Raw genomic sequence first — 25197 nt, 5'->3', positions numbered from 1 at the left:
CGCCCCGGTTCCGGACAGTAGGCAGCCGTCAGCGGCCCGCCGACCGGCACACGCGGAGGCGCCGCCGGCCGGTACCCCAATGGCGCAGTCCGCGCGACGCGGCCGGTGCCCCGGCCGCGTCGGGGGTCAGCCGGCGGGGGCCGGCTGGTCGCGCGGGCACCACACGGTGCCCCGCCCGGCGATCCGGCCGTGGGCCAGCGCGTGACCGCAGCGGGGGCAGGTGCCGCCCGGCTCGTCGCGGTGCCCGGTCAGCCAGGACCCGCGGGGCGGCACCCGGCCGGCTCGGACGGAGATCCGCAGCACCTGCTTCAACGACCGGCTGATCCGACCGGTGGCCGCGCGGTCGAGCCGGTCGGTGCGGTGGGCCGGGTGCAGCCGGGCGTGCCAGAGGACCTCGTCGGTCAGCAGGTTGCCCAGCCCGGCGATCCGGGACTGGTCGAGCAGCGCGGCCTTCAGCTGCCGGGGGCGCCCGCCGAGCGCCGCGTCCAGTTGCTCGCGGGTCAGCGAGAGCGCGTCCGGGCCCTGGTCGGCGAGGAGCCGGTCCACCTCCCCCGGGGTGGGGGCGAGCCAGAGCCCCTTCAGCTTGCGCTGGTCCCGGAAGCGCAGCTGCCGGCCGTCGTCAAGGGTGAACAGCACCCGGTCGTGGGCGGCGGGCCGCTCGTCGGCCGGGGCGCTGACCAGCTGTCCGGTCATCCCGAAGTGGAGGAGGACAGCCGGCCCCCCGGTGTGCAGGACGAGCCACTTGCCGTGCCGCTCCGGCCGCCCGATGCGGGCTCCGGTCAGCGCGTCCCGCAGCCGACGGGCGCGCAGCCCGCCGCGCAGCACCCCCGCGTCGGTGACCTCGACCCGCGTCACCCGGTGGCCCCGGCCGCACCGGTCGAGCACCCGCCGGTACTCCTCGACGTCCGCCAGCTCCGGCATGGGGCGACTCCTGGCTCCCGGGTGGGTCGGCTGGGTGGGCTGCTGACCGGTCCAGTCGGGGCGTGGCCGGCGGCACCGGCCGGCCCGCGTCGGCCGGCACGCCGGAACGGCGCCACCCCGCTCCCCCAGGGTGCGCGCCGCCCGAGGCGCCGGCAACTCGGCGCCCAGGGGAGCAGGCGCCGCCCGGCCGGCCGCCGGTCCCCCGGATATTCGGGTGGGACGGCGGCGCCACGGGACGCAGGATGGGCGGATGGATGACGACGGCTACCACGACCTGATCGCCGAAGGACTCAACGCCCCGTTCGAGGGATGGGACTTCGGCCGCTGGCAGGGCCGCCTGACCGACCCGGAGGCGGCCCTGCCGTGGAGCTACCGAAGGCTGGTGAGCGAACGGCTGCCGGCCGTCGGCTCGCTGCTCGACCTGGGCACCGGCGGCGGCGAGTTCCTCTCCACGCTGACCCCGCTGCCCGCCCGCACGGCCGCGACCGAGGACTACCCGCCCAACGTGCCGGTGGCCCGGCGCCGGCTGGCACCGCTGGGCGTGCGGGTGGTGGAGCCGACAGCGGACGGGCGGCTGCCCTTCCCGGACGGCACCTTCGAGCTGGTGACCAGCCGGCACAACGCCTACCACCCGGACGAACTGCGCCGGGTGCTCACCGACGACGGCGTGCTGGTCACCCAGCAGGTGGGCGGCCGGGACCTGGAAGAGCTCAACGCCGCGTTGGGTGCCCCGGCGCACGGCTACCGCGACCTCTGCCTCGACTCGGCGGTCGCCGAGCTGCGCGCCGCCGGGTGGCGGGTGAGCTGGCAGGCGGAGGCGCGGGTCCCCGAGCGGCTGCCGGACATCGGGGCGCTGGTCCTCTTCCTGCGGATCACCCCCTGGCAGGTGCCGGACTTCACGGTGGAGCGCTATACGACGGCGCTCCGGAGGCTGCACCGGGAGATGCGGGCCGGCCGGCCGCTGGAGGTGAGTTGCCACCGTTTCGCGCTGGTCGCCCGACCGGGTCGATCCGCCGGAAACGCCCACCCCGCCATCCCGGAGCCGCTATCCTGAGCAGAACCCGCCTCCGTCGGGGCTGGCCCAGCCAGCCCGGATGGTGCCAACGCGGGCCATCTTCGGGCCCGGCCCACCAACCGGGTCACTACCGGGCCGCACGGCGCCCAACTCGTCCCTATTGTCCGCCAACTCCTCGGGTTGGTAGACAACTGCCGATCAGTGGTGGCGAAGTAGCGGACTGGTCCACCAGCTTGGCTGCGGCACCCCGCGTACCGTCGGCGGGACGAGCGGCACGGGCGGCCGTGCCCACCGGTCCCCGGGCCCCGTGCCCCGCGGGTCCCGCTGGGTACGGACGCGAGACGCCGGCACCGAACGCCGACACGGGACGGACGATGGCACGGGACAGCACACGCCACCTCAAGGAGGCCCTCAGCGCCTGGCAACAGGCCCGCGACCTGCGGGCGAGCGGCCGGACCATCCGGTCGGGGCTGGCCTACCAACGCGGCGTCAACGCCCTGCTGCTGTACCGGACGCAGCCGGCGCGGACGGCGTCCGAGGCGGGCCGAACCGCGCGGGCCGACTTCGGGCCGGTGTTCCACGCGCTGGGCGCGCTCACCCGCGAGGGCGTCCCGGTGATGGCGGACGCCAGGTCCCGCCGGTTCGCCTCGCTGCACGCCAGGACCGGGCTGGCCGCCGCGCACCTGGCCGACCCCAGCCGGGGTGTGCCCGAGGCCATCGGCCCGACGCTCTCCACCACGTCGGAGTCGCTGACGCGGATCGCGCCCGGCGACGAGGCGCCGGTGCCGCCCGACGAACGGATCGCCGGGGCCGCCGCCTCGCGCCTGCTGATGGCCCGGCTGATGGCCGACTACCCGGCGGTGCTGGCGCGGGAGCGGCGGCGCTGGACGGTGGTGGACTCGGAGCCGCTGACGTTCGTCCGGGAGCGCCGCCGGTTCCGCGCCGCGGTGCTGCCGGACTGTGTCGGGCTGGACTTCCGGGCCGAGGTCCGCCGGCTGGCCGGGGACGGCGAGCGGATCTACACGGAGCTGACGCGGGCCCTGCCCCACTACCGGGAGGCGCTGGAGCGGGCGCGCGAGGAGCGGGCGGCGATCCTGGCGCTGGTCGGCGACTGAAGCCGACCCCGCCCACCGCCCACCGGCCACTCCACCCCCAACGGCCGCCTCGTCGGCGGCGGCGAACCCGCGCCTGGCCCGGGGAACCGGGCGCCGGCCGTTCGGCGTCCACCAGGTGTTGTTCCCCTCGATCCGGCGGCGGCCGGATCGAGGGGAGCCTTCTCACTCCGCCGAACCCGCCCGCCCGGGGGCCGGTCCGGCGCTCAGCTGGCGCCCTCGTCCAGCACCCGCTGCAGCTCGCCGCTCGGGTGCACCTGCCGGTAGCTGCCGTCGAGCAGCCCCACCGCCTCGGCCTCGGTCCGATCGACGGCACGCAGCGCACCCGCGGCGGTCTCGGCCGCGCCGCCCTCCCCGCGCACGGTGCCGGGCGGCAGCATGTCCGGCCGGTGGTAGATCTCCGGCTCGCTGGGGAACGGCGTGCACAGCGACGCGTCGTGGTCGACCACCCGCCAGACGCCTGCGGCGATCAACTGCTCGTCGGTGTACAGCGGATGGGGCCTGGCCGGGGGCGGCGCCGGTCCGCCGATCCGGGGCAGCGGGAAGGTTCCGCGGAAGACGCCGAGCGCCGTGCCGAAGCGGTCACGGGCCAGGACCACCGCCAGATGGTGCCCGCCGGTGGCGGCCGGGATGGCCAGCAGGTCGCCGACCACCGGTTTGGGCACCCGCTTCGGCGGGGCGCTCAGGCTGATCCGCACCGGCTCCTCGGCCGGCACGTCGGCGAAGGCGACGGCCGCCGAGGAGCGCACGGCCGACAACAGCGCGGTCAGTTCGGCGAGCGTGACCGGGCGGCCGTGCCCGGCGGCACCCCCCTCGGCGAGGAGCGCCAGCAGGTCGGTCGCCTCGGTGAACGCCGCGTCCGGCAGCTCCCCGACCCGGGACGCCCCGGCCGGCCGGTACCGCCGCCCGCGCCCCAGGTGCGCCCGGAGCCCGACCGGCAGCGCGACGCTGTCGGCCAGCGCGGCGTCGCCGGTGGGCACCGCCCAGCCGAGCACGTCGAGGAACTCCGCGAGCGTCGGCGGCCCGGCCAGCCACTCGGCGAGTTGGGCGACGACCGCGGCGCAGCGCTTGGCTGCGGCTTCGTGGAGGTCGGGCGAGAGGGGTGTGTCGCTCACGGTGAGGATCCCTGGGTGCTCTGGCTGTTGGTCGGGGGCTGCTGGTTCGGCGGGGCCGGCTGGGCCGGCGGTGGCTGTGGCGGTTGCTGCGGCGGTGGCTGTGCTGGCGGCTGGGCCGGTGGCTGTTGCGGCTGAGCCGGGGGTTGCTGTTGCTGGGGCAGCGGTTGCGGCGCGCCGGGCTGCGGCGGGTTCTGGGGCGGGTTCTGCGGTGGGTTGGCGTTGCCCTGCTGGGCCTGTTGCAGCTGGTTCTGGTAGGCGTCGTACTCGGGTCGGCTGCTCGCGGAGAGCGGCTGTTGCCGGTTGCCACGGTAGTTGTTGCCGACCTGCCCGATCACCGTGTTGTGGGTGGTGGCGTTCTGCTGTTCCAGCAGCCGGGCCTCGCCGTAGGTGCGGTCGCCCGGCACGACCTCCATCCGGTCGCCGTTGGCGGGGTTGAACCGGTTGCGGTTGGCCGCGTGCCGGGCCTGGGTCGAGGCGGCGGTGGAGCTCCCGCCGAACATGCCGGAGTAGTAGACGTTGCCGTTGGCGTCCCGCAGCACGTAGTTCTTGTACCCCGTCCGGCTCAGATGGCCCTGCCGGATCTGCCCGTTGTAGGGGACGAGCCCCAGTGGGTCGGCCCACAGGTGCGGGTTGTGCGGGTAGGTGTACGCGTTGGGCGCGGGGGCCAGGCCGAGCGGGTCCAGGCTGGCGTAGCGGCCGGTCGCCGGGTCGTAGTGCCGGTAGAGGTTGTAGTGCCAGCCGGTCTCCTCGTCGGCGTACTGCCCCGGGAAGCGGAGCGGGGTGTCGGTGGTGCTCTCCGGGGTGGCGACGGTGGCGCCCCACAGCGCGGCGCGGGCCTCCCAGACGATCTCCCCGGCGGTGCTGACCAGATGGGTCGGGGTGCCCACCAGGTCGGTGACGATCGCGTGGAACCGCTCGTCCACCTCGGCCTGGTCGAGAGCGGTGCCGAGAAGCGGGGCGGGAACCGGGGCGGGAACCGGCCCCGCCGGGCGCCGGTGCGGGACCCGCTCGGTCTGGGCGACCGGGTGCAGCCCGAGGTGGTCCCAGGTGAGGGTGGCGGGACGGGCCGGCCCGGTCGCGTCGGCGACCCCGCCGCTGGTCTGTTCGACCAGGGTCAGCAGGCACCAGGTGAAGTCGACGCGCTCCGCGACGGTGACGCCGTCGGCGGCCAGGCGTTCCTTGGCCACCCGCCGGCCGAACGGATCGTGCTGGTAGCGCCAGACGCTGCCGTCCGCCGTGGTGACGGAGGTGAGCCGGTCCTCGGCGTCCCAGGTGTAGCGCCAGGTGTCCGGGCCGTCGGTGCCGTGCTCGCGCTGCCGCAGGGTGACCCGCCCGGCGGCGTCGTGCTGGTAGCGGAAGGATCCGGCGCGGGTGAGCCGGGTCCCGGCGTAGGACCGGTCGCCGGCGGCGTCCCTGTCGGGCCCCGGCACGTTCCAGTGGGCGGTGGTCTGGTTGCCACTGGCGTCGTAGGCGTAGGTCTCGGCCCAGCCGGGTGCCTGGACGGCGGTGACCCGCCCCCGGGGGTCCAGGGTGTAGTGGGTGGTGCCGGTGGGATCGGTGAGCGAGGTGAGGTAGCCGTCCGCGCGGTAGCCGTAACCGCGCCGGTGGACCTCCCGGTTGGCCGGCTCGGGGTGGTCGGTGGCCACGGTCTGGGCGGTGAGCCGGTCGATCGGGTCCCAGTCGTGTGTGACGGTCAGCCCGTCGTCGAACCGGCGTCCGGTCTCCCGGCCGAGGGCGTCGAACGAGAAGGAGACGGCGCGCCCGCCGGTCACCAGGCGGGCCGGCTGACCCAGCGGGTCGTAGGTCCAGGTGCTGACGTGCCCGCTGGGGGTGGTGCGGGAGCTGAGGCGGCCCAGGGAGTCGTAGCCGAGGGTGAGGGTGCGGCCGTTGACGGTCTCGGTCCGCAGGTTGCCCAGGGCGTCGAACGAACGGGTCAGCGTCACGCCGGGCGAAGTCGCCTCGACGACCCGGCCCAGCGCGTCCAGCACATAGCTGGTGGTGTCGCCGGCGTCGGTGGTCCAACCGGTCAGCTCGCCGCGTTGGTCGCGCCGGTAGGTGACCGTCTGGCCAGCCGCGTTGGTCCGGGTGGCGAGCCGGCCGGCGGCGTCGTGGGTGTAGCGGGTGGTGCGGCCGTCGAAGTCGGTCTCCGACCGCAGGCGGCCGGCCGCGTCGTAGCTGTAGCGCCAGCTGCGGCCGGCCGGGTCGGTGACGGCGGTGAGGTTGAGTTCGGTGTCCCGGCTGAAGGTGTAGCGGACGCCGTCCGGGCCGGTCTGGGAGGTCGGCAGGTCGAAGGGGCCGTAGGTGTAGCGGATGCCGTCGCCGGTCAGCGAGTCGTGGTGCAGGAGGTTCTCCTCGCCGTCCCACTCCCAGGTCTCCCGGTACCCCAGGGCGTCCGTGCGGCTGTCCGGGAGGCCGTCGGCGGTCCAGGTGAGGCGGGTCTCGCCGCCGAGTGGGTCGACGAGCCGGACGGGGCGGCCGAACGCGTCCCGGTGGACCCGGGTGACCTCGCCGAGCGGGCTGACGACGGCGACCGGCAGGCCGGCCGGGTCGGTCCGGATCCAGGTGGTGTGGCCCTCCTGGTCGGTGACAAAGGCCAACGCGCCCCGCTCGTCGTAGCCGAACCGGGTGCGGTGGCCGGCCGGATCGAGCAGCGCGGTGCGGTTGCCGGCCCCGTCGTAGGACTGCTGCCAGCGGGAGCCGTCCGCCGTCACGATGGTCTCGGGCAGCCCCAGCTCGTTCAGCTCGGCCCGCAGCCGCGCCCCGTCGGGGTGGGCCACCTCAGTGAGGCGGTCGGCGGGCCCGTAGCGGTAGGTGGTGGTGTGCCCCAGCGGGTCGGTGACGGACAGCAGGCGGTCGTAGCGGTCCCAGGTGCGCCGGGTGGTGTTGCCCAGCGGGTCGGTCTCGGCGACCAGTTGGAAGCAGTCGTTGAAGTCGTAGCGGGTGCTGTTGCCCAGCGAGTCGAGCACCGTGGTGCGGCGCTGGTCCGGGTGGTAGGTGTAGCTCCACTCCAGCGCGCGGTCGGTGCCGGTGGCGAAGACGCACCGGCCGGCGTCGTCGTAGTCGTACCGGTACCAGGTGCCGTTGCGGTCCTCCCAGCGCGTCAGGCGGTCCCGCGCGTCGTACCCGAAGCGCTGGGGCCGGCCGGCGGCGTCGCGGACCTCGGTGAGCCGGCCGGCTCCGTCGTAGCCGAAGCCACGCAGCACCGGCCGGTCCGGGGCGCTGAGCAGGGCCAGTTCGGTGATCCGGCCGTTCGCGGTGGCGATCCCGACCCGATAGCCGCCGGAGTGCGCCAGTTCCCTGGGCGCGCCGCTCGCGTCGTGCCGGACATCGACCCGGTTGCCGTTGCGGTCGGTCACGGCGGCGAGCGGCAGAATCCCGCCGGCGCCGCCGGGGAGTGGGGCGAAGTGCAGGGTGTGCCCGGTCTCCGGCTGGCTGACCGTCAGGGGCGCGCCGCCGTCGCCGTTCCAGGACAGTCCCCAGCGGGGGCCTTCGACGGGCAGCACCCGCTGCTCCGGGTCGGCCAGCGGGACCGGGTACTCCAGGGTCATGCCGTCGGCGGTGTGGAACCGCACGCCGTACTCGCCCAGCACCAGCCGCTGGTCCAGGGTGGAGGCCCAGGAGCGGCCGAACCAGCGGCCGTCGCGGTAGTCGGAGACGTGGTACCGCTCCAGCAGCAGCGTGAGGACGCCGGGCAGTTCGACGTCGGTGGCGGGCAGCACGACCACGCCGGTGGCCAGGTCGACCGGGTCGTCGGACAGGCTCCGGCTGCCGAACGCGACGCCTCGTTCCCGCACCTGCGGCCCCTGCCGGCGGGCGCCCTGCGCCACCCCGCGCACCCCCGTCCTGGCCGCGCCGCGTGCCCCGGCGGCGAGCGCGCCCACGCTGGTGAGGCCTTTGAGTCCCGGGATACAGTCCAGGGCGGCGAAGGCGACGTCGAGCAGGGAGCCCTGGCCTCTGGCGTACTTGATCAGGGTGTCGGCGAGGACGACGACGGCGGCGGCGACCACGACCCAGGCGAGCGGGCCGCCGATGATCATCACCACCACGCCGAGGACGGCGACGATCACCTTGCAGATCTCGACGAGGGTGTCCCAGGCGTCGCTGAGCCACTCGATGAGCTTCTGCCACCACTTCTTGTTCTGGATGCCGGCGTCGGACGCCTCCTCGATGCCCCGCGCGCACTCCCGGGCCGCGTCCTCTCGTAACTCCTGTGCGTCCAGGGCGAGTTGGCGGGCGGCGGCGAGTCGTTCCTCGGCGTCGGCGACCCGGGCCTGGGCGGCGCCGAGCGCGGCACCGGCGGCCTGCGAGTCCCGGGTCGCCGCCCGCACCTCGGCCTCGTCCGGCGGCTCGGCGTCCGCCCGCTCGCCCTCCCGCTGGAGCCGCTCGGCCTCCTCACCGGCCCGGCCCACCCAGTCCTCGGCATCGCCCAACGCGCCCTGCGCACCGGCCAGATCGGCCTGCGCGGCGACCGCCCGGTCCAGCGCCCGGTCGGCCATCCCCTGCGCGGTCTGCAACCGCGGCCAGTACGTCTGGAGTGCCTGCGAGCAGAGGGCGTAACTCTCCTCCAGCTTGGTCAGGTTGTCCGGCACCCCGTCGAACTCGGCACGGAAGGTGTCCGCCGACCGACCGGCCCAGTCCAGGATGGCCCGCTCGGACGCCAACCCCCGGATCTTGCCCAGCGCCTCACCGACATCGTCGGCGAACTCCTGTAACTCGTCCGCCAACTCCCGTACGTCGTCGGGGCTTCCTGGTGTGGGATCGGAGTCCAGGTCCAGCGGGCTCCAGTCCGACGGCCGAGCCATCGCAACCCCCGTGAGTGAGCAGCCGACTACGCCGCATGACAATAGGGGCGTCGTCGGCGCCGCTCAACCGGCCCGAACGCCCTGGCCGGGGGCGCGAATCGCGTCCCGCCCGCCCGCGTTGACGGAAGGCCAGGTCAACCCGAGCCGGAAAGGGGCGTGCGCGGGGGGCGCGTGGCAGCGGGCGTGCACCCGGTGGGGTCGGAGCCCGGCGGTCACCCGCGGGTCGCAGTCGCTCCAGCCGGGGTCGGGGTCGGCGACGCGTCGGCACGAGGTCGGGCGCAGCCCGTTGGGGCGGCCGGGGCAGGTGCCCCGGGGGAAGCGGGAGACCATGTCGAGGGCGAGCGCGCCGCCCCCGCCGGCGCCCCCCTCGACCGGCCGCCTTCGGCCCCACCGGCGCCGGGGGGGGTCGGCGCCGGTGGGGCCGAAGGCCCGGGCGCCCCGAACAGACCGCGGGACGCCCCGAAAGAGCGTCAACACCCCGCGTCAACCACCGCCAGCGCGCTCCCGCGCCGCCCGTCGACGCGCCCGCCACTCACCGGCACCACGCCCCCCAGCCGCCCCGCCGGCCACGGTCCGCGAGCGCCCCACCCGACCGCGTGACCACCGACGGCTTCGCTGCCAGGCATTAAAGAAGCGTTAAGATTGCCGGGTTCTGGCAATGCGGGAGCACCCTTCCGGCTGTCATCATCAATTCACCAGCAGGAAGCGGTGGCAACGGGAGCGAGGCTCCCGGGGGTGGTTGCCTGATGCCGGCATGACGGTGTCCTGGCAACCAACCGCGACGGGATCTCCCGGTGGGGTGTGCGGCGGCGACGTCGCCTCCGGGAGGCGTCGTCGGCCACCGCGGTCCCGGGCCGCGCTGGGGGGCCGGTCCGGGACGGACGCTGGTGCCGCCGGGGGTGGGGCGGCGGGGGATGGACGCGGCCCCTTGGGGGGCGGCCTGGCCGGGTCGGATGCCCAGCGTGACCGGACCGAGGCCGACGGGTGAGCGAGGGGAGCCACGCCCGACGGCCGAGGGGGGTCCCGGTGACGCGGGTAGCCGACGGCGGCGCTGCGGCGGGGGGCCGAGCGCCGCCGGCCGGGCCAGGGGCCGCGTCAGCATGTCGCGGCGGGGCGGGAGTTGAGCGGCCTCCGCCCCGCCGCGGCATGCCGGGGGGCGGCTGGCCGGACTCAGAGTTCCTGGTCCGGCCAGCCCAACAGCCGGGCGCCGATCACCGCCGTCTGAAGCGTGTAGCGCTGGAACGAGTCGGACGGATCGGCCCCGGTCAGCTGCTCGATCCGCTTCAGCCGGTAGGTGAAGGCCCGCACGCTCAGCGACAGGCGGCGCGCCGCCTCGGCCGCGACGCAGCCGGAGTCGAAGTAGGCGTCCAGGGTGCGGACCAGCTCCCGGGGGCCGCCCCTGGCGCCCCGCAACGGGCCGAGCACCGTGCTGACCAGGTCCGCCATGGCGTGCCTGTCCCGGTTGAGCACCGGGAAGACCAGCAGCTCCGCGGCGCGCAGCACCACCGGTTGCAGGCGCAGCTTGTCCGCCAGCTCCAGCGCGGTCAGCGCCTCCTCGTAGGACTGCACCACCCCGCCGGGGCCGGGATGCGCCCGACCGATGGCGACCCGGACGTCCCGCTCGCTGGTGCGCTCCATCGCCAGCGCCACCCGGGCCTGCTCGGCGAAGTACTCCACCACGTCCGGCTGGTGGCCCGGGGCGACGCAGACCAGCCGGGCGTCCTTGGTGGTCAGCAGCACACGGCGCGGCCCGAACCTGGTGGTCAGCGCGGTCTCCACGCGCCGGGTCAGCGGGTCGGTGTCGTCGTGCGGCTGGTCCCCCCAGGCCACCGCGACGGTGTGGGTGTGGGCCAGCTGGAGCCCGAAGCGCTCCGCCCTGGCGGAGAGTTCGCCCAGGTCGCTGCGGCCGTGCAGCAGGTCGTCGATGAACTCGCGGCGGGCCGCCTCGTCCCGGCGCACCGCCACCAGCTGAGCCCGTTCGTACCCCTCGGCCAGCGCGTCCACGGCCTGCTCGGTGGCCGCCAGCACACAGCCGGCGGCCGAGCTGATCTGACGGGTGCCGGCGGCCCCGGTCACCCCGGGCAGCTCGGGCCAGGCCTCCCGGGCGGCCGCCAGGTGGGCCCGGATCAACTCGCGCAGGCCGAGACCCGCACGCGCCGCGCGCTCCCCCAACTCCCGGCGCTGATCCACCTCCTGGCGGAACAGCCGCCGCCCGGTGACCGAGACGTCGGCCAGAATCTCGGCATATCCGTCCAGATAGTGAACCGGTATCGCTCGGTGTGGCACGGGATGTTCGCCCTTCCTGGGCGGTTCGCTGCTGGGGCACGCTGGCGCGCCCAGCCTACGCAACGACACCCGTTGGGCTACTCCAGGGGCCTGACCGGCGCGCGCCCCCCGGCGCGCGCCCTACTGCACTCCGGGTGAGCGGCCCGACACTCGACCGGGGCGGGCCGCCGAGCCAGCCGGGTCCGGGCCCGACCAGTGCCCGAGCGGAGCGGAAAGGCAGGGAGATGCGCGTGCGCAGGGACAGCCACGGGGACGAGCGACACAGCGACGGGCGACACACGGAACACCAAGGGAAGCACGGACCACACCCGGGTGCGCCGGACGCGCCCCCCGCGGCTGCCGGGGGCGCGCTCTGGGCCTGGGCCCGCGCCTGGGCGCGCGCGGCCCACCCGGTGCCGGTGCTGGTGGTCACCGGACTGACCGCCTGCCTGGCGGTCAGCCTGGGGCACTCGGCCGCCTCCACCATGCTGCTGGTCCTGGCCGTGCTGACCGGGCAGCTCTCGGTCGGCTGGCTCAACGACCTGGTGGACGCCGGCCGGGACGCGCGGGCCGGCCGGGTGACCAAGCCGGTCGCCCAGGGCCGGCTGGCGCCCGCAGCGGTGACCGCGATGGTGGTCGGCTCGGCCCTGGCGGCGATAGCGCTCTCCCTGGCCTGCGGCTGGCCGGCCGCCCTGGCCCACCTGGTGGCCCTGGTCTCGGCCTGGGTCTACGACCTGGGAGCCAAGGCGACGGCCTGGTCGGTACTGCCCTACCTGGTCTCCTTCGGGCTGCTGCCGGCCTTCGTCAGCCTCGCCCTGCCGGGTGGCCCGCTGCCGCCGCTGTGGCTGGTGGCCTCCGGAGCGCTGCTCGGCGGCGCGGCCCACTTCGTGAACACCCTGCCCGACCTGGCCGACGACGCCCGGGTCGGGGTGCGCGGCCTGCCGCACCGGCTGGGCGCGGTGGGCAGCCGGGTGGCGGCGGCCGTGGCGCTGCTCGGCTCCGCGCTGCTGCTGGTCGGGCCGCCGGGACTCGGCGGCGACCTGCGGTTGCTGGCGCTGCTGGTGGCGGCGGGCACGGCGTTCGTCGGGCTGCTGCACCGGGACCGGCGACGCGGCGACGCCCGGCTGGCCTTTCAGACCGTGCTGCTGGTGGCGGCCCTGGACATGGGCCTGCTGCTGACCGCCGGGCTGTCGGCGGGCACGGCCGGCTGACCGGGCCCGCCGACGCTCCGAAGGTCGGCGCGCGGCGCTCAGCCCTTGACCGCGCCCTGCATGATGCCGCCCACGATCTGCCGACCGAAGACCACGAACATCACCAGCAGTGGCAACGTGCCCAGCAGGGCCCCCGCCATGATCACCGACTGGTCGCGCACATAGCCGGCGCTGAGCCGGGTGAGCGCGACCGGGACGGTGAGGTTGGCGTCGTCCAACGCGATGTAGGGCCAGAAGAAGTCGTTCCACGCGTGCACGAAGGTGATCATGAACAGCACCGCCATCGCCGGCCTGGCCACCGGCAGCACCACGCTCCAGAAGATCCGCAGCGAGTGCGCCCCGTCCACCCGGGCCGCCTCCACCAACTCGTCGGGCAGCGCGTCGGCCAGGTACTGCCGCATGAAGAACACGCCGACGGCCGAGACCAGGGTCGGGAAGATCACCGACGGCAGCGAGCCGCCCAGGCCGAGGTCGCTCATCAGCATGAACAGCGGCACCACGCCGAGTTGGGGCGGCACCATCATGGTGCCGATCACCAGCAGCAGCAGGATGTTCCGGCCGCGGAAGCGCAGCTTGGCGAAGGCGAAGCCGGCCAGCGTCGCGAAGAGCACGGTGGTCAGCGCGATCACGCCGGCCACCACCAGGCTGTTGGCCATCGCCGCGCCCAACCCGGCGTCCTGCCAGGCGGTCTTGAGGTTGGTGAACAGGTTGGGCCCGGGCAGGAACGGCGGCGGGCTCTGGGTGACCCTGGTGTTGTCAGTGGAGGCTGCCACCATGGTCCAGTAGAGCGGGAACAGGGAGAGCAGCGCGGCCAGCCCCAGCAGCACGTAGGCGAGCGGCCCGCCGTGGTGTTGCCGGCCCGCGCCGGGGCGGAAGCGGCGGCCCCGGCGGCCGCCGGCCGGGGTGGTCTCGTGGTCCATCTCGGTGGTCATCGACATCGACGGCTCCTGGTCAGGCCCGGCGGGACAGTACTCGCCGCAGCACCCGGTGCAGCACGAAGAGGAGGATCAACAGCAGGAACATCGCCCAGGCCACCGTCGCGGCCCGGCCCATCTGGTAGTTGCGCCACCCCTCCTCGTAGAGGAGCAGGCCCAGCGTCTGGTACTGGTTGTCGGCCCCGCCGGTGATGCCGTTGACCCCCTGGCCGAAGATCAGTGGCTCGCCGAAGAGTTGGGTGGCCCCGATGGTGGAGAGCACGATGGTGAAGACGATGGTGGGCCGGATACCGGGGATGGTGACCCGCAGGAACTGCTGCCAGCGGGAGGCCCCGTCGATCGCCGCGGCCTCGTAGCGCTCCCGGGGGATCGCCTGCATCGCGGCCAGGTAGAGCAGCGCGTTGTAGCCGGTCCAGCGCCAGATCACCATGGTGGAGATGGCGAACTGGGCGGGCCACTTCTGACTCTCCCAGTCCACGTGGTCGAAGCCGAAGAGGCTGAGACCCCAGTTGATCATGCCGAAGTCGCGCTCGAAGAGCATGGTGAAGACCAGCGCCGCCGCACCGACCGAGGTGGCGTACGGGGTCAGCGCGGCGACCCGGAAGAACGCCGAGCCGCGCAGCCGGTAGTTGAGCAGGTGGGCCAGGCCGAGGGCCATCAGCAGCTGGGGGACGGTGGAGAGCACGCCGATGGTGAAGGTGTTGCCCAGCGCGTTCCAGAAGCGGTCGTCGTTCCACAGCGCGGTGTAGTTGTCGAGGGCGAGCCACTCCATCGAGTCCATGGTGGCCAGCTCGACCCGGTGCAGGGAGACCCAGAGGGTGTAGATGAGGGGGTAGGCGCTGAAGGCGGCGAAGATGACGAAGAACGGGGCGATGAAGGCGTAGGGCGCGACGCCGAGGTCGAGGCGGTGCGGCAGGTCGCGCCAGCGCCGGCGTCCCTCCGCTCCGGACGCCGGAGAGCGGGTGGCCACGGCTGGCATTCCTTTCTCGATGTCCCCGGGGGCCGGGACGACAGGACGACGAAGGAGGCGGGAGGGGGGCCGTGGCGGCCACGGCCCCCCGGTGACGGGGCGGGCGCTCTACTCGACGGCCCGGGCGATGTTCTCCTCGGTGGCCCGCCAGGCCTCGTCCGGGGTGTCGCCCTGCGACTCGATCCGCTGGAGCCCCTGTCCGAAGGCGTCCTTGATGGTGCCGTCCTTGCGTCCGAGCACCTGCTCGTCGGGGATCTCTTGGGCGGCGGCGCCGAAGATCTCACCGATCGGGGCGTCGTTGAAGTACGCCGACGAGGTGCTGGTCACCGCCTCCGACTCGATGGCCTCGGTGGAGGACGGGAAGTTGCCCAACTGCTCGAAGATGTACTGCTGCTGCTCGGGCGCGGTGAGCCAGGCCACCAGGTCCATGGCCTCGTCCCGCACCGGGCTCTCCTCGACCACGGAGAGGAAGGAGCCGCCCCAGTTGGCGCCCTGCGGGGCCCGCGCGATGTCCCAGTTGCCGGCGTTGGCCTCACCGGCCTTCTCGCTGATGTGGGCCAGCATCCAGGCGGGGCAGACGGCGGTGGCGAAGGTGCTGTTGGCCAGCCCCGGGTCCCACTCGGGCTGGTACTGCCGCAGCGCCGCCGTCATCCCGGAGCCGGCGGCCTCGGCGGCCAGCTCCCAGGCCTCCAGGACGACCGGGTTCTCCTGGTAGATCAGCTCGCCCTCGGCGTCGTAGAACTGCTCGGAGCTGCCGTAGACCATGGCGTTGAAGAGCCCGGTCGAGCTGTCCATGTAGGACAGGTCGGGGTCCGGGGAGTTGGCCATGAACTCCTCGCCGACCTCGACGTAGGCGCCCCAGTCGCCCTCCCAGAGAGCGGCGACCTCCTCCCGGTCGGTGGGGAGCCCCGCCGCCTCGAACATGTCCCGGCGGTAGCAGACCGCCATCGGCCCGATGTCGGTGCCCAGGCCGAGCACCTGACCGTCCGGAGTGGACAGCTGGTTGAGCTTCCAGGGCAGGAAGTGGTCGGTCCCCGGGGTCTGGGAGAAGTCGGCGAACGCCTCGGCCTGGGTGTCGACGATCTCCTTGGCCCGGCCGATCTCGATGCCCTGGATGTCCTTCAGGCCGCTGCCGGCGGCCAGATGGGTCTGGAGCGCGGTGTAGTAGGTCTGCTCGTCACCGGCGACCTCGGCCTCGATCCGGATGCCGGGGTTCTCCTCCTCGTACCTCTCCAGCAGGTCGGTCTCCTCGAAGCCCATCACCCCGAAGAGACCCATGGTGATGGTGACCGTGCCGTCGTCGGCGCGACCACCACCGGTACTGCCGCCGGTGGAGCAGCTGGCGAGCATCACCAGCGGCAGGGCCGCCGCGACGGCGGCGCCCCGGCGGGAACGAAACAGCTTCCGGATTGTGCCCATGCGATCCTCCACCGCGCCGGGGCCTTCGCCCCGGACGCCACGACAGAACCTTGCTCGGGTGGTGCGGAGTGCTGCGCGATGGCACCGAGCCCACCCGGAGTGGGAGCGGTTCCATAGCGCTCGCAGCCTTGCTTCCGTACTCGGAACTGTCAAGAAGTGAAGACCGAACTCGCTGTGAACGTACAAGATTTGAACGCAACGCTTGACAAGCCGTCAGCTTCTGAAAAGCTGACGCCGCCGGCTCACTCCTCGTCCAGCACCGGCTCCCCGGCCGGCCGGGTGGCCAGCCCACGGGCCATGTACTCCTCGGTGGCGACGTCCATCCCGACGTCCCGCTGCGCCCGCTCGGAGAGGGTGAGCCGCAGCTCCAGCAGCTCGTGGTAGATCTGCGCGGTGTCGATGCCGCCGCGCAGCTCCAGCGGCACCCGGCGGACGGTGGGCCGGAAGACGTCGCGCACCCAGCGGTGGGCCAGCACCTCGGGGCGGGCGCCCAACGGGTCACCCGGGGCGTAGTCGTCCTGGCCGGCCATCCAGGTCTCCAGGTCGTTCAACAGACTGCGGGCCTGGTTCTCCTCCGCGTCCAGACCGGTCAGCCGCAGCAGCTGCCGCTGGTGGTGGCCGGCGTCCACCACCTTGGGCAGGAAGGTGACCGAGTCCCCGTCGGGCGAGCGCTGGATCTGCATCTCGGCCACGTCGAAGCCCAGCTCGTTCAGCCGCCTGATGCGGCGGTCGATGTAGTGCTTCTTGTGCCTGGGGTAGACCGAGGTGCGGGTCAGCTCGTGCCACAGCTCGCCGTACCGGGTGACGATCTCCTCGCCGAAGAGGACCGGGTCGACGGACGGGTGCAGCGAGCCGCCGGCCTCCAGGTCCATCAGCTCGCCGGCGATGTTGACCCGGGCGACCTCCAGGTCGTACTCCCGCTGCCCGCGGCTCAGCCGTGGCTGGATCTGGCCGGTCTCGGCGTCCACCAGGTAGGCGGCGTAGGCGCCGGCGTCCCGGCGGAAGAGGGTGTTGGAGAGCGAGCAGTCGCCCCAGGCGAAGCCGTCCAGATGGAGCCGGACCAACAGCACGGCCAGCGCGTCCAACAGCCGCTTGATGGTGGTCGGCCGCATGGTCGTCTCGAACATCGAGCGGTAGGGCAGCGAGCCCTTGAGCTGCCGGGTGATCAGCACCGGCTCCAGCGGCCCGCCCAGCGCGTCCGTCCGGCCGGTCACCACCGCGACCGGGTCGACCGCGGGCACCGCCAGCCGGTCCAGGTCCCGGAGCAGCCCGTACTCGCGGACGGCCGCCCACTCGCCCACCTCCTTGACCGCGAACACCTCGCCGCCGGCCCGGGCGAAGCGGACGACGTGGCGGGAGATACCGCGCGGCAGCGAGACCAGGTGTTCCTCTGGCCAGTCCACCAGCGGAACGTCCCACGGCAGGTCGAGCAGCGTCGTGGGGTGCTCCGGGTCGGTGGCGGTGATCTGGAGTTCCATGCCCCCAGTCTGCGCCATCGACCCGGAGCCGGGCGGCGGGCCCCGGTGTGCGCGCCGGGTGTTACCAGATCTCGGCGACCCACTCCGGGTGGTCGATGAACGGGTTCCGGTTGTGCTGGTAGTTCTCGAAGATCACGTCGTTGCGACGCTGCTCGGCGGCGCTGACCGGGTCCTGCTCGTGCCATTCGAGCAGCACGCTCAGCCGACCGTGGTAGGGGGCGGAGCCGTTGTTGGTCGCGTCGTTCAGCTCCAGGTCGGCGAAGCCCTCGTCGCCCTCCCAGCGGACCGCCATGTAGAAGAGCATCCGGGCTATGTCGCCCTTGAACTCGTCGGCGGGCTCGAAGGAGTCGCTGTCGCGGTAGTTGCCCGGGGCGCCGGAGACCTCGCTGCCGCCCTCGTCGAAGTCCAGGTTGCCGCGGCTGCTGTTCACCTGGACGTCGGTGGGCCGCAGGTGGTGGACGTCGGTGCCGGGGCCGCGCGAGGTGCCGAAGTCGCCGTGCGACTTGGCCCAGACGTGCTCCCGGTTCCAGTCGCCGACGTTGCCGCCGTTGGCGTCGGCCGAGCGGGACTCGCCGGTGTAGAGGAGGATCACGCTGCCGGGGTCGGCCGGGTCCTGGTCGGCGTCCTTGAGCGCGTCCCAGACCTCGGAGTACGACAGGGTGGTGACGTCGGTGCTGATGATCTCGTGCAGCGCCTGCTTGAGCGGCTCGCCGGTGAGCCCCTCGGCGTCGGCGTAGTAGGCGTCGTCGAAGTAGGGGGCGTCCACGCTGGTGGCGTCGGTGGCCGGGGCGGCCGGGGCGGCGGCCCCGAGCAGCGGCACGGCGAGCGCGACGGACAGGGTGGAGACGGCCAGGGCGCGGCCGGCCTTGGTGGGGCGCATGTGGGGGGACCCTTCCTAGTCTGGTACGCCGCGGCGATGCAACGTTTCTGCACGCGGCGGGAGTTGGACAAGGGGAGTCTTCCCCGCCCACGCGGTTTACGCGCGTCACGGCCACTTCGTCATGCTCCTGTCACCAATCGGCCGTCCGCCGTTGGGCTCCCGGCACGCCGGCCCTGGCTACCGCCGTTCAGCCCGTCGGCGGGATAGGCAGGCGGCATGGCGGAGATCTTGTTGGCCGGATTCTGGGGCCTGGTGGCCGGCTCGGCGCTGCTGTTGGGCGCGGCACTGGGCTACGCGGTACGGGTGCCGCGCTGGCTGACCGCGGCCGTGATGGCCTTCGGCTCCGGGGTGCTGCTCTCGGCGGTCGCCTTCGAGCTGCTGGGCGAGGCGAACGCCCGCGCCGGGCTGTCGCCCGCGGTGGTCGGCACCCTGCTGGGCGCCGGCGCCTACACCCTGGGCAACGTCCTGCTCGCCCGGCACGGCGCCCGGCACCGCAAGCGGTCGGGCGACCACCCGGAACAGCGCCAGCCGTCCGAGTCCCAACAGGCGGGGTCCGGGCTGGCGCTGGCGCTGGGCGCGCTGCTGGACGGCGTGCCAGAGACGGCCGCGATCGGGGTCAGCCTGCTGGACGGCGGGGCGGTGAGCACGGTGACGGTGGTCGCGGTCTTCCTCAGCAACGTGCCCGAGGGGCTCTCCAGCGCGGCCGGGATGCGCGGCGCCGGCCGCGGCCCGGCCTACGTCTTCGGGGTGTGGGGGGCGATCGCGGCGGCCAGCGCCGTCTCGGCGCTGCTCGGGTACGCGGTGCTGGGCGGCCTGTCCGACGCGGTGATCGCGGCGGCCACCGCGGCGGCCGCCGGCGCGATCCTGGCCATGGTCGCCGACACCATGGTGCCGGAGGCGTTCGCGGATGCCCGGCTGGCCAGTGGACTCGTCCTGGTCTGCGGCTTCCTGGTGTCGTTCGGGCTCTCGCACGCCTGACGGGCGCCCCGGGGCATGGCGCGTCCCGGTCGGCCGCCCCGCGCTGGCTACCCTGACGGGACGTCGGCGCCCGGGGCGCGGACCTGACCAGGTCGCCACCGCGGGCGGTCCGAACCTGGCGCCGGCGCCGCCGATCGACAAGCCTGGCAGACAGCGCGGACCCGGCCGGGGTCCGATCGAGGAGGAGCAGTGCCAACCGCCCCCCGTCACACCCTCAACGACGACCGCACCCTGCCCCCCGTGGGCTTCGGCACCTACCCGCTGGACGACGCCGAGGCGGAACGCTCGGTCGCCGACGCCGTCCGGCAGGGCTACCGCCTGATCGACACGGCGGTGAACTACCGCAACGAGGCCGGCGTGGGCCGCGGCCTGGCGGCCGCCGGGCTGCCCCGGGAGGAGCTGGTGCTGACCACCAAGCTGCCCGGTCGGCACCACGGGTACGAGGAGACGCTCGCCTCGTTCGAGGAGTCCAGGGCCCGGCTGGGCGTGGAGTACGTCGACCTCTACCTCATCCACTGGCCCAACCCCAGCGTGGATCGCTATGTCGACTCCTGGCGGGCCATGGTGAAGCTCAGGGACGAGGGGCTGGTGCGCTCCGTCGGGGTCTCCAACTTCACCCCGGCGCAGCTGACCCGGCTGCGGGAGGAGACCGGCGTGCTGCCGGCGGTCAACCAGATCGAGCTGCACCCGCTCTTCCCGCAGGAGGAGGCCAGGGCCTTCCACGCCCGCCACGGCATCGTCACCGAGAGCTGGAGCCCGCTGGGCCGCGGCAGCACGCTGCTGGCCGACGAGCGGATCGGCGAGCTGGCCAGGACGCACGGGGTCACGCCGGCCCAGGTGATCCTGCGCTGGCACCTCCAGCTGGCCGCCGTGCCGATTCCGAAGTCCGCCGACCCGGAGCGCCGGCGGACCAACCTCGACATCTTCGGATTCTCCCTCAGCGCCGAGGAGATGGCCGTCGTCGCCGACCGCCCGCACCGGCGGCTGGGCGGCGATCCCGAGTACCACGAGGAGATGTGAGCCACCCGGCGCTCGCCGGCGCCGCGCGTCGCCGGGCGTCGTCGCCCCGGCCGGGCCCATCCGGCCGCGGACCTTTCCACTACGGGAGTTGATTGCAGATGGCTGGGCAGGCCCAGATCGGGGTCACGGGGCTGGCGGTGATGGGCCGCAACCTCGCCCGGAACCTCGCGCGCCGTGGCCACACGGTCGCCGTGCACAACCGGACCGCCACCAGGACACGGGAGTTGGTCGAGCGGTTCGGCCAGGAGGGGACCTTCGTGCCGGCCGAGTCGGCGGCCGACTTCGTCGCCGCGCTGGAGCGGCCACGCCGGATCGTGGTGATGGTGAAGGCGGGCGCCGCGACCGACGCCGTGATCGACGAGTTCGCGCCGCTGCTGGAGCCCGGCGACATGATCATGGACGGCGGCAACGCGCACTACGCCGACACCCGCCGCCGGGAGGCGGCGCTGCGCGAGCGCGGGCTGCACTTCGTGGGCTGCGGCATCTCCGGCGGGGAGGAGGGCGCGCTGCACGGACCGAGCATCATGCCGGGCGGCTCCCCCGAGTCCTACGCGGCGCTCGGCCCGCTGTTGGAGAGCATCGCCGCCGAGGTGGACGGCGAGCCCTGCTGCACGCACATCGGCCCGGACGGTGCCGGGCACTTCGTCAAGATGGTGCACAACGGCATCGAGTACGCCGACATGCAGCTGATCGCGGAGGCCTACGACCTGCTGCGCCGGGTGGCCGGCTACGAGCCGGAGCGGATCGCGGAGATCTTCCGCGGCTGGAACGAGGGCCGGCTGGACTCCTACCTGATCGAGATCACCGCCCAGGTGCTGGCCCACCGGGACGCCGAGACCGGGCGGCCGTTCGTGGACGTGGTGCTGGACCAGGCGGAGCAGAAGGGCACCGGGCGGTGGACCGTGCAGACCGCCCTCGACCTGGGGGTGCCGGTCTCCGGGATCGCCGAGGCGGTGTTCGCCCGCGGGCTGTCCGGGCACGCCGAACTACGCGCGGCGGCCAGGTCGCTGCCCGGCCCGACCCGCCCGACGCTGCACCCGGACGACGCGGCGCGCTTCGCCGACCAGGTCGAACAGGCGCTGTACGCCTCGAAGATCGTGGCCTACGCCCAGGGCTGGCAGCTGATCCAGGCCGGCAGCGAGGAGTACGGCTGGAACATCGACCTGGCCGCGGTGGCCGCGATCTGGCGCGGCGGCTGCATCATCCGGGCGCGGTTCCTCAACGGCATCCGCCGGGCCTTCGGCGGGGCCGAGCCGCCGGTGACGCTGCTGACCGACGAGCTGTTCGCCGGCGACCTGGCGGCGGCGCAGAACCCGTGGCGCCATGTGGTGTCCAGGGCGACGGAGTTGGGGGTGCCGGCGCCCGGCTTCTCGGCGGCGCTCGCCTACTACGACGCGCTGCGCGCGGAGCGGCTGCCGGCCGCGCTGATCCAGGGACAGCGGGACTTCTTCGGGGCCCACACCTACCAGCGGGTGGACCGGGAGGGCGGCTTCCACACGCTCTGGGGCGGGGACCGGACCGAGGAACGCGCCTGACCCGGCCGGCGGGGGCGGTCGCCCGCCCCCGCCGGTCCCTCACTCCCCCCTGGTCAGCCGCACGGTGTCCCGGTACCAGGCACCGCTGTCCTTGACGGTCCGCCGCTGGGTGTCGTAGTCGACCCGGACGATGCCGAACCGCTTGTCGTAGCCGTAGGCCCACTCGAAGTTGTCGAAGAGCGACCAGGCGAAGTAGCCGCGCACGTCCGCGCCGGCCGCCCTGGCCCGGGCGACGGCCGCCAGGTGGCCGGCCAGGTAGGCGGTGCGGTCGGCGTCCGGCACGGTGCCGTCCGGAGCGACCCGGTCGTCGAAGGCGGCGCCGTTCTCGGTGATCACCATCGGCAGGCCGTACTCCCGCTGAAGCCGCAGCAGCAGTTCGGTGAGACCGCTGGGGACGATCTCCCAGTCCATCGCGGTGCGCGGCCGGCCGAACGGCACCATGCGCACCACCGGCAGGCCGTGCTCGTCGGTCTCCGCGCCGTGCTCGTCGGTGCCGGCGAACCGGTGGCTGGTGTAGTAGTTGACGCCCAGCAGGTCCAGCGGGGCGGCGATGGTGGCCAGGTCCCCGTCCCGCACCGGCAGGGTGACGCCCCGCCGGGGGAGTTCGGCCAGCAGGTCGGCCGGGTAGCGGCCGTGCACCAGGGCGTCCAGGTAGAGCCGGGTGCCCAGGCCGTCGGCCCGGCGGGCCGCCGCCAGGTCCGCCGGGCTGTCGCTGGCCGGGCTGCCGTGGCCGAGGTTGAGCACGATGCCCAGGCTCAGCTGCCGCGCGTCCTCGGCGGCCGCGGCCCGCATCCGCTCGGCGGCCAGCCCGTGGCCGAGCAGCAGGTGGTGGACGGCGTGCAGGGCGTCGCCGAAGTCCCGCCGGCCGGGCGCGTGTACGCCCTCGTGGTAGCCCAGCATGGCCGAGCACCAGGGCTCGTTGAGGGTGGTCCAGTGGGTGACCCGGTCGCCCAGCGCCCGGTAGGTCAGCTCGGCGTACTCGGCGAAGCGGTAGGCGGTGTCCCTGGCCGGCCAGCCGCCGGCGTCCTCCAGCTCCTGCGGCAGATCCCAGTGGTAGAGGGTGGCCCAGGGGGTGATCCCCCGGGCCAGCAGGGTGTCCACCAGCCGGTCGTAGAAGGCCAGGCCCCGGGCGTTGGCCGGGCCCCGGCCGCCGGGCTGGATGCGGGGCCAGGCCAGCGAGAAGCGGTAGGCGTCGACGCCGAGGCCGGCGATCAGCTCGACGTCCTCGGGCATCCGACGGTAGTGCTCGCAGGCGGTGTCGCCGTTCTCCGCGTTGGCCACCGCGCCCGGGACCCGGCAGAAGGTGTCCCAGATGGACGGGGTGCGGCCGTCCGCTTCGGTGGCGCCCTCGATCTGGTAGGCGGAGGTCGCGACGCCCCAGGTGAAGTTCTCCGCCAGCTCGGGGATGGCGCGGGCCGGGCCGGCCTCGGTGGTCGTGATGGGGGAGGTCATGGTGTGCGGTCGCTCCTGTCAGTGGTCGGCGTGCAGCCAGCAGGCGACGGTCCGGCCGTCGTCCGCCGGGACGGGCCCCAGCGTGGGCACCCGCTGGGCACAGGGCTCGAACGCCTTGGGGCAGCGGGGGTGGAAGGCGCAGCCGCTGGGCATCGCCGTCAGGTCGGGCGGCGAGCCGGGGATGCCGGTCAGCTCCCGGCGCGGGCCGTGCAGCGCCGGGAAGGAGTGCAACAGGCCGTGGCTGTAGGGGTGGTGGGCGGTCCGGTAGATCTCCCTGGCCGCCGCCTCCTCGACCACCCGGCCGCCGTACATGATGGCGATCCGGTCGGAGAACTCGATCAGCAGCGAGATGTCGTGGGTGATGAAGACGACCGAGAAGTCCAGCTCGTTGCGCAGCCGGACCAGCTGCTTGAGGATCTGCCGCTGCATCACCACGTCCAGCGCGGTGGTGGGCTCGTCCAGGATGACGATCTCCGGGTCGAGGGCGAGCGCCATGGCGATCATCACCCGCTGCCGCATCCCGCCGGAGAGCTGGTGCGGGTAGCTGCCCAGCCGGTCCGCGGAGATCCCGACCAGGGCGAGCAACTCGGCGGCCCGGTCCTGGCGTTGGGCGCCGGTCAGGTCCGGCCGGTGTGCCTTGAGCACGTCGGTGAGCTGGGAGCGCACGGTGTGCACGGGGTTGAGCGAGTTCATCGCGCCCTGGAAGACCAGCGAGATCTCCGACCAGCGGAAGGCTCGCAGCCCCTCGGGGTCCAGGTCCAGGATGTCGATGGGCTGGCCGGTCCTGGGGTGGTAGCGGACCTCGCCGCCGGTGATCACGCCGGGCGGCGGCAGCAGCCGGGTGACGGCGTAGGCGAGCGTGGACTTGCCGGAGCCGGACTCGCCGGCCAGGCCGAGCACCTCGCCGCGGTGCAGGGTGAGGTCGATGTCGCGCACCGCGTGCACGGCCTTGGCGCCCAGCCCGTAGTTGACGTTCAGTCCGCTGATCTCCAGGACGGGTGGGGTGCTGGTCATGCCGGGTCGTCCTTCCGGGTGGGGCCGTCCGACGCCGCCGCCGGCTCGGGAGGCTCGGCCGGCGCGGGCACGGTGGCGACGGGCGCGGCGGCGGACGCGGTTGCGGACGCGGTGGCCGCGGCGCGTTCGGCGCGCAGCACGGGCGTAAAGCCGACCCGCATGCGCACCGCGCGGTCCGCCTTGTCGTTCCGCAGCCGGGGGTTGATGAACTCGTCGATGCCGAAGTTGATCAGCGCGAGGGCGGTGCCCAGCAGCGCGATGCACAGCCCGGCCGGTACGAACCACCACCAGGCGTCCTGGGCCAGCGCCTGGTTGCTCTGCGCCCAGAACAGCACGGTGCCCCAGTTCCACTCGGAGATGTCGGCGATCCCTATGAAGGCCAGGGTGATGTTGGAGAGCACCGCGAAGATCACCGTGCCGATGAAGCCGGAGGCGATCACCGGGGTGAGGTTGGGCAGCAGCTCGAAGACGATGATCCGCCAGGTGGACTCGCCGGTGGCGCGCGCCGCCTGCACGTAGTCCCGGTTCCGCAGCGAGAGGGTCTGCGCGCGCAGCACCCTGGCACCCCAGGCCCAGGAGGTCAGGCCGATCACCGCCGCTATGGTCAGGTCGCTGGTCTCCGGCAGGAAGCTGGTGATGATGATGATCAGCGGCAGCCCGGGAATGACCAGGAAGATGTTGCTCAGCGAGGAGAGCGCGTCGTCCCCGAAGCCGCCCAGGTAGCCGGCGGTCACCCCGATCAGCACCCCCAGCACGGTGGCCAGCACGGCGGCGACGAAGCCGACCACCAACACCCCCCGGGTGCCGACCAGGATCTGGGAGAAGATGTCCTGCCCGGTCTGGGTGGTGCCGAAGGGGTGGTCCCAGGAGGGCGAGGCCATCAGCTGGTCGCCCCGGGCCGAGGGGTCGTAGGGCGCGAGCAACTCGCCGAAGATGCCCAGCAGGACGAAGACGCCCAGGATGGCGAGCCCCACCAGGGTCTTGCCGTTGCGCAGGAAGCGCAGCCGGTCGCGGCGCGGGGCCGCCTCGGTGTCGGCGGCCGCGACGGCCGCCTCGGTGGCCTGGAGTGCCATGG

18 protein-coding genes are annotated in these 25197 nt (G+C 73.8%); 6 read left to right on the top strand and 12 right to left on the bottom strand.

From position 1 onward, the window contains the following. Window positions 1-126 precede the first annotated feature (126 nt). Window positions 127-921 (bottom strand): Fpg/Nei family DNA glycosylase, encoded by a 795-nt coding sequence (locus RM844_RS19420; protein ID WP_311668546.1) that lies wholly within the window; start codon window positions 919-921, stop codon window positions 127-129. A 250-nt stretch (window positions 922-1171) separates the two neighbouring features. Here RM844_RS19420 and RM844_RS19415 point away from each other — a divergent pair, with 250 nt between their 5' ends. After that, window positions 1172-1975, top strand: a complete 804-nt coding sequence (locus RM844_RS19415; RefSeq protein ID WP_311668545.1) for a class I SAM-dependent methyltransferase — start codon at window positions 1172-1174, stop codon at window positions 1973-1975. A 335-nt stretch (window positions 1976-2310) separates the two neighbouring features. Then, complete coding sequence (locus RM844_RS19410) at window positions 2311-3051, top strand: hypothetical protein (protein WP_311668544.1); 741 nt, start codon at window positions 2311-2313, stop codon at window positions 3049-3051. A gap of 203 nt (window positions 3052-3254) precedes the next feature. On the opposite strand, the gene RM844_RS19405 is transcribed toward RM844_RS19410, so the two are convergent. The 3 genes from RM844_RS19405 to RM844_RS19395 form a co-directional block, all read right to left on the bottom strand. Further along, window positions 3255-4163, bottom strand: coding sequence for a hypothetical protein (locus RM844_RS19405; RefSeq protein ID WP_311668543.1), 909 nt, complete (start codon window positions 4161-4163; stop codon window positions 3255-3257). Beyond that, entirely contained in the window at window positions 4160-8965 is a 4806-nt protein-coding gene (locus tag RM844_RS19400) for an RHS repeat-associated core domain-containing protein (RefSeq protein WP_311668542.1), read from the bottom strand. Before RM844_RS19400 ends, RM844_RS19405 begins: the two co-directional genes overlap by 4 nt. 1170 nt (window positions 8966-10135) lie before the next feature. After that, window positions 10136-11251 carry a PucR family transcriptional regulator gene (locus tag RM844_RS19395; protein ID WP_311668541.1) on the bottom strand — a complete coding sequence of 372 codons (1116 nt, stop codon included), beginning with the start codon at window positions 11249-11251 and terminating at the stop codon, window positions 10136-10138. A gap of 230 nt (window positions 11252-11481) precedes the next feature. Here RM844_RS19395 and RM844_RS19390 point away from each other — a divergent pair, with 230 nt between their 5' ends. After that, window positions 11482-12441, top strand: coding sequence for a UbiA family prenyltransferase (locus RM844_RS19390; RefSeq protein WP_311668540.1), 960 nt, complete (start codon window positions 11482-11484; stop codon window positions 12439-12441). 38 nt (window positions 12442-12479) lie between these two features. Here the strand turns inward: RM844_RS19390 and RM844_RS19385 are convergent, their stop codons facing one another. The 5 genes from RM844_RS19385 to RM844_RS19365 all read right to left on the bottom strand — a co-directional run bounded on the left by RM844_RS19385 (window position 12480) and on the right by RM844_RS19365 (window position 18123). Beyond that, window positions 12480-13373: a carbohydrate ABC transporter permease gene (locus RM844_RS19385; RefSeq protein ID WP_394814551.1), complete on the bottom strand. Its 894-nt coding sequence runs from the start codon at window positions 13371-13373 to the stop codon at window positions 12480-12482. A gap of 19 nt (window positions 13374-13392) precedes the next feature. Then, window positions 13393-14355, bottom strand: coding sequence for a carbohydrate ABC transporter permease (locus tag RM844_RS19380; protein WP_311668539.1), 963 nt, complete (start codon window positions 14353-14355; stop codon window positions 13393-13395). Between the two features lie 99 nt (window positions 14356-14454). Next, window positions 14455-15765, bottom strand: a complete 1311-nt coding sequence (locus RM844_RS19375; RefSeq protein WP_311668538.1) for an ABC transporter substrate-binding protein — start codon at window positions 15763-15765, stop codon at window positions 14455-14457. Window positions 15766-16007: 242 nt separating this feature from the next. Next, a complete protein-coding gene (locus RM844_RS19370; protein WP_311668537.1) occupies window positions 16008-17243 on the bottom strand; it encodes a DUF4032 domain-containing protein in 1236 nt (411 codons plus the stop codon). 61 nt (window positions 17244-17304) lie between these two features. Beyond that, the gene (locus RM844_RS19365) at window positions 17305-18123 is read right to left on the bottom strand and encodes an endonuclease I family protein (RefSeq protein WP_311668536.1); all 819 of its coding nucleotides are present in this window, start codon (window positions 18121-18123) and stop codon (window positions 17305-17307) included. 216 nt (window positions 18124-18339) lie between these two features. On the opposite strand from RM844_RS19365, the gene RM844_RS19360 reads away from it, so the two are divergent. The 3 genes from RM844_RS19360 to gndA all read left to right on the top strand — a co-directional run bounded on the left by RM844_RS19360 (window position 18340) and on the right by gndA (window position 21656). Beyond that, window positions 18340-19101: a ZIP family metal transporter gene (locus tag RM844_RS19360; protein WP_311668535.1), complete on the top strand. Its 762-nt coding sequence runs from the start codon at window positions 18340-18342 to the stop codon at window positions 19099-19101. Window positions 19102-19290: 189 nt separating this feature from the next. Next, window positions 19291-20121: an aldo/keto reductase gene (locus RM844_RS19355; RefSeq protein WP_311668534.1), complete on the top strand. Its 831-nt coding sequence runs from the start codon at window positions 19291-19293 to the stop codon at window positions 20119-20121. A gap of 98 nt (window positions 20122-20219) precedes the next feature. After that, window positions 20220-21656, top strand: coding sequence for an NADP-dependent phosphogluconate dehydrogenase (gene gndA, locus RM844_RS19350; RefSeq protein ID WP_311668533.1), 1437 nt, complete (start codon window positions 20220-20222; stop codon window positions 21654-21656). Between the two features lie 39 nt (window positions 21657-21695). Here the strand turns inward: gndA and RM844_RS19345 are convergent, their stop codons facing one another. The 3 genes from RM844_RS19345 to RM844_RS19335 are packed head-to-tail and all read right to left on the bottom strand — an operon-like array spanning window position 21696 to window position 25195. Beyond that, window positions 21696-23108: a GH1 family beta-glucosidase gene (locus RM844_RS19345; protein ID WP_311668532.1), complete on the bottom strand. Its 1413-nt coding sequence runs from the start codon at window positions 23106-23108 to the stop codon at window positions 21696-21698. Window positions 23109-23126: 18 nt separating this feature from the next. After that, complete coding sequence (locus RM844_RS19340; RefSeq protein ID WP_311668531.1) at window positions 23127-24122, bottom strand: ABC transporter ATP-binding protein; 996 nt, start codon at window positions 24120-24122, stop codon at window positions 23127-23129. Next, window positions 24119-25195: an ABC transporter permease gene (locus RM844_RS19335; protein ID WP_311668530.1), complete on the bottom strand. Its 1077-nt coding sequence runs from the start codon at window positions 25193-25195 to the stop codon at window positions 24119-24121. The genes RM844_RS19340 and RM844_RS19335 overlap by 4 nt, the downstream gene beginning before the upstream one ends. Window positions 25196-25197: the final 2 nt, after the last annotated feature.

The sequence above is a fragment of the Streptomyces chisholmiae genome (assembly GCF_031845445.1).
GTDB lineage: Bacteria > Actinomycetota > Actinomycetes > Streptomycetales > Streptomycetaceae > Streptomyces > Streptomyces chisholmiae.
This window is presented reverse-complemented; position numbering and strand designations above follow the sequence as displayed.

Coding starts and splice junctions, on each gene's coding strand:
- gndA (WP_311668533.1), top strand. CDS start 20,220: ATGGCTGGGCAGGCCCAGATCGGGGTCACGGGGCTGGCGGTGATGGGC.
- RM844_RS19340 (WP_311668531.1), bottom strand. CDS start 24,122: ATGACCAGCACCCCACCCGTCCTGGAGATCAGCGGACTGAACGTCAAC.
- RM844_RS19410 (WP_311668544.1), top strand. CDS start 2,311: ATGGCACGGGACAGCACACGCCACCTCAAGGAGGCCCTCAGCGCCTGG.
- RM844_RS19335 (WP_311668530.1), bottom strand. CDS start 25,195: ATGGCACTCCAGGCCACCGAGGCGGCCGTCGCGGCCGCCGACACCGAG.
- RM844_RS19415 (WP_311668545.1), top strand. CDS start 1,172: ATGGATGACGACGGCTACCACGACCTGATCGCCGAAGGACTCAACGCC.
- RM844_RS19345 (WP_311668532.1), bottom strand. CDS start 23,108: ATGACCTCCCCCATCACGACCACCGAGGCCGGCCCGGCCCGCGCCATC.
- RM844_RS19375 (WP_311668538.1), bottom strand. CDS start 15,765: ATGGGCACAATCCGGAAGCTGTTTCGTTCCCGCCGGGGCGCCGCCGTC.
- RM844_RS19400 (WP_311668542.1), bottom strand. CDS start 8,965: ATGGCTCGGCCGTCGGACTGGAGCCCGCTGGACCTGGACTCCGATCCC.
- RM844_RS19420 (WP_311668546.1), bottom strand. CDS start 921: ATGCCGGAGCTGGCGGACGTCGAGGAGTACCGGCGGGTGCTCGACCGG.
- RM844_RS19380 (WP_311668539.1), bottom strand. CDS start 14,355: ATGCCAGCCGTGGCCACCCGCTCTCCGGCGTCCGGAGCGGAGGGACGC.
- RM844_RS19365 (WP_311668536.1), bottom strand. CDS start 18,123: ATGCGCCCCACCAAGGCCGGCCGCGCCCTGGCCGTCTCCACCCTGTCC.
- RM844_RS19385 (WP_394814551.1), bottom strand. CDS start 13,373: ATGACCACCGAGATGGACCACGAGACCACCCCGGCCGGCGGCCGCCGG.
- RM844_RS19370 (WP_311668537.1), bottom strand. CDS start 17,243: ATGGAACTCCAGATCACCGCCACCGACCCGGAGCACCCCACGACGCTG.
- RM844_RS19360 (WP_311668535.1), top strand. CDS start 18,340: ATGGCGGAGATCTTGTTGGCCGGATTCTGGGGCCTGGTGGCCGGCTCG.